Here is an 11988-nt window from a genome sequence, read left to right on the forward strand (position 1 = left end):
GTGAATCTATTGATTAGATTCTTTTTTAATACAGCCAAATTTTTTTATTATCATTTTGAATAGGTTAAATGATCGTAAACTCATGCTGCAAGGGTTCACGATCATTTTTTTTGCTCCTTGTCAACTGTAGTGGATGATGAAAAGCTATGCCCTGAAGAGAACACGATTGGTCTCTCCTTCTTGATGTTCAAGATTAAGAAAATGCGTTTCTTGAAGTTAGGGAAATTACGATGGCAAACCCTTGGCGCTTGATAGCCTTGATGAGTTTGTTGGTTGCTTTTCATTATAAGTCTTATGAGGCTTTTTGTGTATTCAAAAAGCCCTGTAACTTCTGGTGGGAATTCTGCCCACTACAGAAATTACAGAGCCAATTATTTTGCGTCAAAGGTATTTAAAGAATACAGTTAAAAGTTCAGTTATAGGTGCCGCAGATAGATCTTCTTCATTATCTGGGTTAGGATGGCAGAATGAGCAATGTACAGTTAGCCGTACTTTTTCTCATTTTTGTCTTTGTTTATCAATTTTTTCCTCATTAAATGTCTGTTCTCTTAGAGATTAGTGTCTAGCTCATGCGGCAGAAGAATCGTTTCTCTGCCGTTATTGTCAACTATTTGGACGATTTCCGGATAAAAAGGGTCATATTTAGCTGCATAATCAGACACAATAGCTGTCTGACTGTATTTATCATAATATCTGAAGCTCAGCTGGCCGTGATTATTGAGCAACCGAAAAGTTAATATATCATCTAGTATGAAGACATCCTTTAGATTATTATCAAGAATTTCCCAGAAAACATCAATTAATTCTGGCGGCAGGCTGGTAACAACTCCAAAGCTTGCATACCGCCCTTTTGTATTTGCAAATGCCATAATATGAAGCCTCCTTTTTGGTTCTATAAAAAGAAAGCACCTTGCAGTGCTTAGTGCTTTTTTGACAACCTTAACGATTCTTAAGTTCAAGATAACGTTTGTACCAAATATTGATATAGGATTGTGAAAAAGGTCCCTTACCATTGTTAATCCAATCAACTAAAATTTTAACATTTTCCTTTAAAATATAGTCGATGTCAGCAGAATAGCCCATTTTTTGTTTGTGTGTCTCATATTCATCAACGTCCAGAAGTTTTTTTTCGCCATCGGCAAAAACTTTAACATCTAAATCGTAATCGATATACTTTAACGCCTCCTGATCCAATACATGGGGACTGGCCAGGTTGCAATAGTAAGAAACGCCGTTATCTCGGATCATTGCAATGATATTAAACCAAAATTTTTTATGAAAATAAACAATAGCCGGTTCACGGGTTACCCAGCGTCTGCCATCGCTTTCAGTAACAAGGGTGTGGTCATTAACACCAATAACGGCATTTTCTGTTGTTTTTAGTACCATAGTGTCGCGCCAAGTTCGGTGCAAACTACCATCATGCTTATAACTTTGAATTGTAATAAAGTCGCCTTCTTTAGGTAATTTCATTGCCTTACCAACTTCCTACAATAAAGTTTGTCTTTTACAGTTTATCATAATTTTGCAAAAAAAGCACACTTTTCTGTAAGAAAGTCTACAAATACTCGCGCAGGGCACTTTTTATGGTATCAAAGTCAAAACCCTTGCGAGCTAAGGCTTGTGTCAGGCGCTGTCTTAGTTCGTAGCCATCATATTTTTTACTGTACTTGCGGTAATGTTTATCCAGCTCTTTGTAAATTAGTTCTTCTTCATTTTCAGAAAAGTCTTCCAACTGGAACTCCGCGATCGCTGCTTTAACTTCTTGATAAGAAAATCCCTTATTTGTTAATGTCTGGCTGAGCTTGTCTCTCAATGCTCTTTGAGGAAGTTTTCCTTGGTATCTTTTCGCGACTTTTTCAGCAGTTTTTCTGCAAACAGTTGAAAAATCCGTGTTTTCCAAAGCAGAATCAATAAGTTTCCGATCGATTCCTTTTTGCAGGAGCTTTTGTTTCAGCACATAAGGTCCCTTATCACCAGAATGAAGATTTTGCTGAATGACGATTTCTATATATTGCAGGTCATTAATCCATTTTTCATCTTTAAGTGTTTTAATGACTTTTGAAATAATATCTCTATCAAGATCATATTTTGTCAGGTAGTCCCTGATTTCTTTTTCTGTGCGCTGTTTAAAAGACAGATAATAAAGAGCCAGATTTTTACCGTAAGAAAACTGGGCAAAAGCTTTGATTTGTTCCAGATCTTTCGATGTGATTTCCTTATCTTTGCTCAGCATGAAACGGACAATGGTATCTTCTGTAACATAGAGTTTATCCCCTTCATCAATTTCAATCAGATAGAGTCTTTTTTTCTTTTCAATTTTGGTAATTTTCATGCCTTTATTATAGCAGAAAATGATAAAATAGTAGTATGAATTTACGTGTGAAACAAAAGATTCCCTTGAAGATCAAGAGAATGGGAATTAACGGCGAAGGGATTGGCTTTTATAAGAGAACTCTGGTTTTTGTTCCAGGTGCCTTAAAGGGTGAAGATATTTTTTGTCAGATAACCCGTGTCAAAGCTAATTTTGCGCAAGGCCGGCTGCTTGTCATCAATAAAAAGTCGAAATTTCGCATCAAACCTCAATGTCCAATCTATGAGGAATGCGGCGGCTGTCAGATCATGCATTTACGCTATGATAAACAATTGGAGTTTAAAGAAGATTTGCTCAGGCAGGCTTTGAAAAAATTTAAACCGCAGGGTTATGAAGCCTATGATATCCGGCCGACGATTGGAATGAATGAACCCAAGTATTACCGAGCAAAACTGCAGTTTCAAACGCGCAGGATTGGCGGTGTGACTAAGGCTGGTCTCTTTCAGGAGGGAAGCCACCGTTTAGTTGATATCAAAGACTGCTTGGTGCAGGATGAGCTGACGCAAAAAATTGTCAATTATGCCTGCCAGCTGTTGGATAAGTACAGCATTCCTATCTATGATGAACGCCGAAGTGCCGGCATTAGGACCATTATGGTTCGAAAGGCACAGGCGACAAAGCAGGTGCAGCTGATTTTTGTAACGAGCAAAGCGGTCAATCTGGCCCCAGTTATCAATGAGCTGACCGCAGATTTTTCAGAGATTAAGACCGTTGCGGTTAATTTTAACGCAAGTAAGTCCAGCAGTATTTATGGAGACAGAACAGAAATTCTTTGGGGGACAGATACTATAGCTGAAGAAGTTTTGGGTTATTCTTTTTCTCTGTCACCGCGCGCCTTTTATCAGCTCAATCCCACACAAACACAGGTTCTTTACAGCCAGGCGCTCAAAGCCCTTGATGCCCATGAAAATGATGAGCTGATTGATGCCTATTGCGGGGTTGGCACCATCGGTTTTGCTTTCGCAGAAAAAGTGAAATCAGTAAGAGGCATGGATATTATTCCTGAGGCCATTGCTGATGCTAAAGAAAATGCCAGACATATGGGATTTGATAAGACACATTATGAAACAGGCAAAGCAGAAGATATTATCCCTAAATGGTATAAAGAAGGCTATCGGGCAACAGCATTGATTGTTGATCCGCCGCGGACAGGGCTGGATAACAAACTTTTAGAAGTTATTAATCGATATCAGCCCGAAAAAATGGTTTATGTGTCTTGCAATGTATCAACACTGGCCAGAGACCTAGTCAAGCTGACTAGGAGCTACGACGTTGTCTACATTCAATCCGTTGATATGTTTCCGCACACAGCAAGGACCGAGGCGGTAGTGAAACTAATCAAACGTCAGAAAGATTTATCGTAAAGGAGAAAAGATGGCATCATCAATTAATTTAGTTTATATTAGTCTAAGCGGCAATACTCAGAGTTTTGTTAATCGATTAAAAACTTACTTGCAGTCAAAGACCGATATGCCTGTTAATACTGTTAATATTAAAGATTTGGTTAAAGATCAAGAAGATTTTTTTGCCATGACAGATTATTTTGTAGCTTTTCTGCCGACCTATCTTGAGGGAGGAAATGGTCTGGACAGCGGTGATGTGGAAATACTGACAACACCGCTGCGGGATTTTATTGCTTTTGCTGATAATTATCGCTATTGTTATGGTGTTGTCGGCTCCGGCAATAAGAATTTTAATAATCAATACTGTCTGACAGCTAAGCAGTATTCTCAAGCTTTTGGTTTTCCTATGCTGGATGATTTCGAACTGCGCGGTCTAACCGATGACGTCAAACGTATTGGTGAGAAGATTTTGAAATTGTATGCGGCTGTCTAAGCAAAAAGCTTTCCTTTCATTACTGGCTCAAAAAGTAAGATAGCAAATATCTGACTAAAAGAGCATGTACATTAAGGAAAGCTTTTTTTGTTTGCTTAGTACTAAGCAGCTTTTTTCTTTTTGAGGGCCATATAAAGAAAATCAAATGCTAAACCAATTAAGGCAAGAACGATGGCGACATAAAAGGTATTTGTAAAATTACCGTGATTGGCAGCCTGCATCTGCACAGCAACACGATGAGCAAAGAAGGCAGCTAAGGAATAACCGGTGAAAACAATACCGTAATTGACACCTTGATTAACTGGACCGTAGTTTTCCCTCACGATAGAAGGGGAAAACGCCCATAACACCGCCAAAACAAATACCAAGACTAATAATGTTGATGGCAAAGCCGGCTTGTCTGGCAACAATGATTAGAATCAGAAGCGACAGAGCAACAACAGTAAAATTGCTCCAGAATATCTGGACAAACATTAAATAAGAAGATTGAAGATGAATACAAAGATATTCAGGCATTATTATCTCAATTTTAGAATTAGAAAAATTGCCAAAAAGAATCAAAAAAACCGGCCTAAGAAAACTTAGGCTGGCTGAGTTTCATGCCACCACCGAGAATCGAACTCGGAACGGAGCATTACCATTGCTCTATTATACCATTTAACTATAGCGGCGACTTTTATATAATACTATAAAATATAAAAGAATGCAAGCTTGAAAGAAAAATAGCTGCTCTTCTTTCCTGCGAGCACTTTTTCTTTTATTTTTAGAAGGAAAGAGCTATAATATAGGAAATTTCCAAGGAGAAAGAATATGAAAGTTTTTGTCGCAGGAGCAACCGGACGTGTTGCCCAACACTTAATTCAGAATTTAGCTGAAAACCATTCTGTCTATGCAGCTGCCAGGAAACCTGAAAGGAACATTAAACATAAAAATATTACAGCGGTCCCTTTTGATCTTCATGATGATCTGTCTGTTTTGACTGAGCGTATCAAAGGTATGGATGCTGTTTATTTTACAGCGGGTTCCCGCGGTCAGGATCTGCTGCAGGTTGATGCCTTTGGAGCAGTCAAATTGGCTCAGGCTGCAGAAGGGGCAGGTATCAAGCGTTTTATTCTTCTGAGCTCTATTTTTGCCTTAGAGCCGGATAAGTGGCATTTGCCCGGTTTAGATAAGCTGACTAATTATAATATCGCTAAATTTTTTGCCGATCATTATGTGGTTCATCAGACAAGTCTGGATTATACTATTCTTCAGCCAGCCAGACTGACAGAAGAAGCTGCCAGTGGTAAAATAGCTCTAAATCCTGCTAAGCCCGGAACCAATAGTATTGCTGATGTAGCCCATGTTTTGGCAGCGGTTCTGGAACGTCCTAATACTTACGGCAAGGTCATCAAAATGTCTGCCGGCGATGAATTGATTGAAACGGCTCTTGAGCGTCTTTAATTTTTATCGATTTCTTGCTGTGTTTTGCTTGGCCACCTTGAATTCCTCTTATTTTTGAGATATAATGTCTACTGATTGAGTAATAGCTTTTATGCAGGAGGGAAAATGTCTTACGAACAAGAGTTTTTAAAGGATTTTGAAACTTGGGTCAATACACAGGTGATGGTCAATGAGATGGCCATGCAGGAAAGCCAGAAGGTTGTCCAAGAGGACAAGGATGAGCATGCAGCAGATGCCTACATTCGTTATGAGAGTAAGCTGGATGCTTATAAGTTTATTCAAGGGAAATTTGAAAACTATAAAAACGGCAAGGGCTTTCATGAAATGCCGGATGGTTTATTAGGTTCACGTGAGTATTGATTAGAAGAGGATAAAATGGCAAAGAAAAAGAATCGCAAAAAAGCACTGAAATTACAAATGAAGCGCCAAGGACTGCTGTCCAAGGCCAAAACAGCTGTTGAAGAGGCTGCCGCGACTATTGCAGAAACAGCCAAAACAGTGACAAAGGATGCCCAAAAAGCGCTTAAAAAACCAAGTTTAGAGGAATTTTCTGCACTTCCGGAATTAGCTGATATTCGGACAAATCTGGCAGAAACGCTGTACAATGAAGGAATTGTTTCAGTAGAGGGTTTTGCTGACTGGACTGAAAAAGATTTGCTTGCTCTTAAAGGAATCGGCCCTGCAACCGTCAAAAAACTGCAAGAAAACGGGGTTAGCCTAAAAGCTTAAGGGAGCTGTAAGCTAGTTGCTTTACAGCTAAAATTTTGCTAGAATAAAACCATTCAGAGGAATACTGAGCACTATCTGTTACAGGAAGCGGCCTTGCTGAGAAACCCGCACAGATATCAGTATGGGTTGCTGATGATGGTTATACGAAATATAAAGAGCAGCGGGTATGTGATTTAGAAATTTCACCAGCTTAGCAATTGCCGAGCTAAAGTGTTTTCTAGAACCCGAATGTGGGTGGTACCGCGGATTTAGAAATGAGTTCGTCCCTGTCGTTATGACGGGGGCGTTTTATTATGTTGCACCATATTGAAATCTATGTTTCAAATCTTGCGAAAAGTCGTGAGTTTTATAATTTTCTATTGCCCAAATTGGGTTATCATCTCTATCAGGAGTGGAATCAAGGATTTTCTTACCAAAAAGCAGAGCAATACCTTGTTTTTGTTCAAGTTGAAGATAAATATGCTGAACAGTCTTATCATCGGTGTCGGGTTGGTCTCAATCACCTTGCCTTTCATGGTGGAACAAGAGAAGAGGTGACATTACTAAAGAATGACTTACAAGCGTGTGGTATTTCGATGCTCTATGAAGACCGCTATCCCTATGCTGGAGGAGAGAGTCATTTTGCTTGCTACTTTGAAGATCCAGATAGGATTAAGATAGAAGTCATTGCAGAGCACTGACAGTAAAATAGTATTTGCAACAAACAAGGAGGACAGCCCATGATGAAGGTACTAGGACAATATGATGGCAAAAGGCTTCCAGATGTGGAAACTGACCGCTTGGTGCTGTGTCAGCGGACAGTAGCAGATGCAGCAGCTATCTTTGCTTATGCCAGCTTGCCCGAAGTTGCCTATCCAGCAGGTTTTCCGCCGGTCAAGACGGTTGAGGATGAAGTCTATTATTTGGAACATGTCCTGCCTAAAAGTCAGGCGGAGCAGCAACTGCCCTCTGGCTACGGCATAAGGCTAAAAGGAGAGGATAAGGTGATTGGTTCTGTGGACTTTAACCACCGTCATGCAGACGATGTCTTTGAGATCGGCTATACCCTGCATCCGGATTATTGGAAGCAGGGGCTTATGACCGAAGCGGTAACTGCCCTTGTGGAGCTGGCCTTCACGCTCCTTGACTTGCACAAGGTTGAAATTGCCTGCTTTGATTATAATCAGGCTAGCTGTCGCATTGCTGAAAAGCTTGGTTTCACCCTTGAAGCAGCTATTCGCGACCGTCGTGATGCCTTGGGAAATCGCTGCGCAGACTTACGCTATGGACTTTTGAAGTCAGAATGGGAGGCTCAGCATGGACGTGGATAAGGAACAGATTCTTACAAACACGCGCCAATTTGTAAAAGAAACTCTGACTGCTGAGGCCAGCGGCCACGATTGGTGGCATATTGTGCGCGTGGCTAAAACTGCTTTAACCATTGCAAGAGAAGAAAAAGCAAACCTCTTTATCTGTGAAATGGCTGCGCTCCTGCACGATATGGCCGACAGCAAGCTCTTTGATGAAAAAAAGTCTCTGGCTGAAGTGAGGAATTTTCTCAGCCAGCAAGGATTGAGCCAGGAGCAGATTGCAGATATTATAAGCATTATGACAGGCATTTCCTACAAGGGAGGTCACAACAGCGCTGACCTCAGTTTAGAAGGTAAGGTCGTCCAAGATGCCGACAGACTCGATGCTATCGGAGCTATCGGGATCGCGAGGACTTTTGCCTATTCTGGCAATAAAGGCAGACTGATTCATGACCCCAGCATGAAGCCGCGTGAGCACCTAACCCTAGAGGATTACCGCAAAGGCGAGGACACCGCCATCATGCACTTCTACGAAAAACTCCTCAAACTCAAAGATCTCATGAACACCGCTGAGGGCAAACGCCTAGCCCAAGGCCGCCACCGGTTCATGCAAACCTACCTCCAGCAGTTTTACGCCGAGTGGGAGGGGGAGAGGTAGGAACTCGTGCAAAATTTGCATGAAGTGAACTGTTCGGAAAAATCGAACAGTTGGGGGAGAAAATCACATAAACTGTTCATCTAAGAGATAATAGCAGTAAAAGCGATGCAGTAGAAAGGAGAGGAGATGAGTTTTTTGAGTAAGTTCTTTCGGAAAAAAATTAAACCAGTCAATCAACTCAGATATGATAAAGATGATTTATCAATAAGGCTATTTCTAGACGTTCCTTATTCTGAAAAAGATGAGGCAAAACAGCTAGGTGCTAAATGGCATCCACAAATGAAAAAATGGTACACTCAGTGTGAAAGAGAAGACTATGTTAGATTTTCAAAATGGCTATTGAAAAGAAGCGATGATGTTATTATTGCAACAGATTATCTATATATTATTGAGGGACATCAAGAATGCTGGAAATGTAAGCAATCTACTTTAGTCGTAGGACTAGGAATAGGTGAATATATTCATATCTTTGGGGATCTCTATAATGCAGAAATTGAAATTGTTGAAGATTCTGTGGGTGTAGGAGAAGAAGTGCACTTGGCTTGGACTGAGAAAGAATCTGATATACCTCCTAAATTATTGAATTATTTAAAAGAACATTATTTTGTCAAAATGATGTATTCTAAAACACTTGGGAAACACACTTTTGCTAACTATTGTCAGCACTGTAATGTTTTACAAGGAAATTGGTTTTTATTTTCTGAACCAGATAGCCCGTTGTCTACTTGTGTTGAAGGAGCTGAGCTAGAAAGCAGAATGAATAAGCTAAAAATAAGAATGATTCCAATTGAAGATGATTTGATTGTAAAATGGGACGTAGAATGGTGCAGTAACGATTTTGCCTATTTAAAATTTGGGAAAACAGAAGAACTAGTTCTATCAACAGTACCAAGTAATGATTGTGTTTCCTATGAAGAATTATATACTGTCGAATAAACAAAGGAGCAAAACTAATGTCAAAACAATTATCACCAAAATACAATCCAGCTGAGGTTGAAGCTGGGCGTTATCAGAAATGGCTTGATGAGGATGTTTTCAAGCCGTCAGGAGACAAGAAGGCGCACCCATATTCCATCGTGATTCCGCCGCCAAATGTGACAGGAAAACTGCACCTTGGTCATGCTTGGGACACGACTTTGCAGGATATTATTATCCGTCAAAAGCGCATGCAGGGCTTTGATACCCTCTGGCTGCCCGGTATGGATCATGCGGGGATTGCGACGCAGGCTAAGGTTGAAGCCCGCTTGGCTGAAGACGGGATTTCCCGCTATGACCTCGGCCGTGAAAAATTCCTCGATAAGGTCTGGGAATGGAAGGATGAATATGCGGCAACCATCAAGGAACAGTGGGGCAAGATGGGAATTTCCGTTGATTATTCGCGGGAACGTTTCACCCTTGATGAAGGCCTGTCCAAAGCGGTTCGCAAGGTTTTCGTGGAACTCTATAAAAAGGGCTGGATCTACCGCGGCGAATTTATCATCAACTGGGACCCTAAGGCCCGCACAGCTTTGTCTGACATCGAAGTCATCCACAAGGATGTGGAAGGTGCCTTCTATCACATGAATTATATGCTGGAAGATGGCTCGCGCGCTTTGGAAGTTGCGACCACTCGTCCAGAGACCATGTTTGGAGATACGGCTGTCGCTGTCAATCCAAACGATGAGCGCTACAAGGATCTGATTGGCAAAAATGTTATCCTGCCAATCGTCAACAAACCAATCCCAATCGTGGGCGACGAACACGCTGATCCAGAATTTGGAACGGGGGTCGTTAAAATCACGCCTGCCCATGATCCGAACGATTTCCTTGTAGGTCAACGCCACAATCTGCCTCAAGTCAATGTCATGAATGACGACGGAACCATGAACGAGCTGGCTGGTGAATTTGCAGGTATGGATCGTTTTGAGGCACGCAAGGCAACGGTTGCCAAATTAGAGGAAATCGGCGCTCTTGTGAGAATCGAAAAAATGACCCATTCAGTCGGTCACTCAGAACGTACCGGAGTCATGGTTGAACCTCGCCTGTCAACTCAATGGTTCGTTAAGATGGATGAGTTGGCTAAAAATGCCATTGCCAACCAAGACACAGATGACAAAGTGGACTTTTACCCGCCGCGTTTCAACGATACCTTCCTCCAATGGATGGAAAATGTTCACGACTGGGTTATCTCCCGTCAGCTCTGGTGGGGTCATCAAATTCCTGCTTGGTACAATGCCGATGGTGACATGTATGTCGGTGAAGAGGCACCAGAGGGCGACGGCTGGAAACAGGACGAAGATGTGCTTGATACTTGGTTCAGCTCTGCCCTCTGGCCATTCTCAACCATGGGCTGGCCGGACACGGACTCAGAAGATTTCAAATGTTACTTCCCAACCTCAACCCTTGTGACCGGTTACGACATCATCTTCTTCTGGGTGTCCCGCATGATTTTCCAATCCCTAGAATTCACTGGCCGCCGTCCTTTCAAGAATGTTCTGATTCACGGCCTTATTCGTGACGAGCAAGGCCGCAAGATGTCTAAATCGCTCGGTAATGGAATCGACCCCATGGATGTTGTCGATAAATACGGTGCTGACGCTCTGCGCTGGTTCCTCTCAAATGGCTCTGCGCCGGGTCAAGACGTGCGTTTCTCTTACGAAAAGATGGACGCTGCCTGGAATTTCATCAACAAGATTTGGAACATTTCCCGCTATATCCTCATGAACAATGAAGATCTTAGCCTTGACCAAGCGACTGCAAATGTTGACAAGGTCGCAGCAGGTACAGCTGGCAATGTGACGGATCGCTGGATTCTCCACAATCTCAATGAAACCATTGCCAAGGTCACTGAAAACTTCGACAAGTTCGAGTTTGGCGTGGCTGGTCATATCCTCTACAACTTCATCTGGGATGAATTTGCTGACTGGTATGTGGAGTTGACCAAGGAAGTGCTTTACAGCGACAATGAAGACGAAAAAGTCATCACGCGCTCTGTCCTCCTCTACACTTTGGACAAAATCCTGCGTCTCCTCCACCCTATCATGCCGTTTGTGACGGAAGAAATCTTCGGCCAAATCTCTGAAGGTACTATCGTGACAGCGGACTATCCGACGGTTAATCCTGCTTTTGAAAATGCCGCTGCGCATTCTGGCGTGGAAAGCCTCAAAGACCTGATCCGTGCTGTACGTAATGCGCGTGCAGAAGTCAACGTAGCCCCAAGCAAACCAATCACTATCCTTGTCAAAACAAGCGACAGCGAGCTTGAAAACTTCTTTAACAGCAATGTCAACTACATCAAACGCTTCACCAATCCAGAACATCTGGAAATCAGCTCTGCTATCGCCGCCCCAGAACTGGCCATGTCAAGCGTCATCACAGGTGCCGAAATCTTCCTGCCACTGGCAGACCTGCTTAACGTGGAAGAAGAACTGGCCCGCCTCAACAAAGAACTCGCCAAATGGCAAAAAGAACTGGACCTGGTGGCCCGCAAACTCAGCAACGAAAAATTCATCGCCAATGCCAAACCCGAAATCGTCCAAAAAGAGCGCGACAAACAAGCCGACTACCAAGCCAAATACGATGCCACAGTGGAGCGGATTAAAGAGATGGAGAGGTTGGTTAAGTAAGGTAAGATAAACAAAATGCCCAGCCTAGGAAGGTTGGGTTTTGTGGTATAATTA

Annotated in this window: 13 protein-coding genes, 1 tRNA gene and 1 pseudogene; 10 read left to right on the forward strand and 5 right to left on the reverse strand. The window is 42.1% G+C overall.

Features of this window, described 5'->3' with window-relative positions; genetic code table 11:
* Positions 1 to 548: 548 nt before the first annotated feature.
* The 3 genes from SRA_RS00025 to recX form a co-directional block, all read right to left on the reverse strand.
* The gene (locus SRA_RS00025) at positions 549 to 869 is read right to left on the reverse strand and encodes a DUF960 domain-containing protein (protein WP_003086177.1); all 321 of its coding nucleotides are present in this window, start codon (positions 867 to 869) and stop codon (positions 549 to 551) included.
* A 70-nt stretch (positions 870 to 939) separates the two neighbouring features.
* Positions 940 to 1473 carry a nucleoside tri-diphosphate phosphatase gene (gene ntdP / locus SRA_RS00030; RefSeq protein ID WP_003086179.1) on the reverse strand — a complete coding sequence of 178 codons (534 nt, stop codon included), beginning with the start codon at positions 1471 to 1473 and terminating at the stop codon, positions 940 to 942.
* Between the two features lie 85 nt (positions 1474 to 1558).
* Positions 1559 to 2335 carry a recombination regulator RecX gene (gene recX, locus SRA_RS00035; protein ID WP_003086181.1) on the reverse strand — a complete coding sequence of 259 codons (777 nt, stop codon included), beginning with the start codon at positions 2333 to 2335 and terminating at the stop codon, positions 1559 to 1561.
* 35 nt (positions 2336 to 2370) lie between these two features.
* Here recX and rlmD point away from each other — a divergent pair, with 35 nt between their 5' ends.
* Both rlmD and nrdI read left to right on the forward strand, forming a co-directional pair.
* Positions 2371 to 3738: a 23S rRNA (uracil(1939)-C(5))-methyltransferase RlmD gene (gene rlmD, locus SRA_RS00040; protein ID WP_003086183.1), complete on the forward strand. Its 1368-nt coding sequence runs from the start codon at positions 2371 to 2373 to the stop codon at positions 3736 to 3738.
* Between the two features lie 10 nt (positions 3739 to 3748).
* Positions 3749 to 4210 carry a class Ib ribonucleoside-diphosphate reductase assembly flavoprotein NrdI gene (nrdI, locus tag SRA_RS00045; protein WP_003086185.1) on the forward strand — a complete coding sequence of 154 codons (462 nt, stop codon included), beginning with the start codon at positions 3749 to 3751 and terminating at the stop codon, positions 4208 to 4210.
* A gap of 101 nt (positions 4211 to 4311) precedes the next feature.
* On the opposite strand, the pseudogene SRA_RS10425 reads toward nrdI, so the two are convergent.
* Together SRA_RS10425 and SRA_RS00060 are read right to left on the reverse strand one after the other, a co-directional pair.
* Positions 4312 to 4657 (reverse strand): annotated as a pseudogene (locus SRA_RS10425) (L-lactate MFS transporter); the annotation flags it as partial.
* A 153-nt stretch (positions 4658 to 4810) separates the two neighbouring features.
* Positions 4811 to 4881, reverse strand: a tRNA-Thr gene (locus SRA_RS00060).
* A 139-nt stretch (positions 4882 to 5020) separates the two neighbouring features.
* Between SRA_RS00060 and SRA_RS00065 the strand changes: the two genes are divergently transcribed.
* From SRA_RS00065 to SRA_RS00100, 8 genes are all read left to right on the forward strand, one after another.
* A complete protein-coding gene (locus tag SRA_RS00065) occupies positions 5021 to 5653 on the forward strand; it encodes an SDR family oxidoreductase (protein ID WP_003086190.1) in 633 nt (210 codons plus the stop codon).
* Positions 5654 to 5758: 105 nt separating this feature from the next.
* Positions 5759 to 6013: a DUF1912 family protein gene (locus tag SRA_RS00070; RefSeq protein ID WP_003086192.1), complete on the forward strand. Its 255-nt coding sequence runs from the start codon at positions 5759 to 5761 to the stop codon at positions 6011 to 6013.
* A gap of 15 nt (positions 6014 to 6028) precedes the next feature.
* Positions 6029 to 6382, forward strand: a complete 354-nt coding sequence (locus SRA_RS00075) for a helix-hairpin-helix domain-containing protein (protein WP_003086196.1) — start codon at positions 6029 to 6031, stop codon at positions 6380 to 6382.
* A gap of 293 nt (positions 6383 to 6675) precedes the next feature.
* Positions 6676 to 7062 (forward strand): VOC family protein, encoded by a 387-nt coding sequence (locus SRA_RS00080; protein WP_003086198.1) that lies wholly within the window; start codon positions 6676 to 6678, stop codon positions 7060 to 7062.
* 42 nt (positions 7063 to 7104) lie between these two features.
* Positions 7105 to 7692 (forward strand): GNAT family N-acetyltransferase, encoded by a 588-nt coding sequence (locus SRA_RS00085; protein WP_162832734.1) that lies wholly within the window; start codon positions 7105 to 7107, stop codon positions 7690 to 7692.
* Positions 7685 to 8329 carry an HD domain-containing protein gene (locus SRA_RS00090; protein WP_174267023.1) on the forward strand — a complete coding sequence of 215 codons (645 nt, stop codon included), beginning with the start codon at positions 7685 to 7687 and terminating at the stop codon, positions 8327 to 8329. The genes SRA_RS00085 and SRA_RS00090 overlap by 8 nt, the downstream gene beginning before the upstream one ends.
* A gap of 126 nt (positions 8330 to 8455) precedes the next feature.
* A complete protein-coding gene (locus SRA_RS00095) occupies positions 8456 to 9265 on the forward strand; it encodes a DUF5710 domain-containing protein (RefSeq protein ID WP_003086202.1) in 810 nt (269 codons plus the stop codon).
* 17 nt (positions 9266 to 9282) lie between these two features.
* Positions 9283 to 11934, forward strand: coding sequence for a valine--tRNA ligase (locus SRA_RS00100; RefSeq protein WP_003086205.1), 2652 nt, complete (start codon positions 9283 to 9285; stop codon positions 11932 to 11934).
* The last annotated feature ends 54 nt before the right edge of the window (positions 11935 to 11988 follow it).

The organism is Streptococcus ratti FA-1 = DSM 20564, from assembly GCF_000286075.1.
Lineage (GTDB): Bacteria > Bacillota > Bacilli > Lactobacillales > Streptococcaceae > Streptococcus > Streptococcus ratti.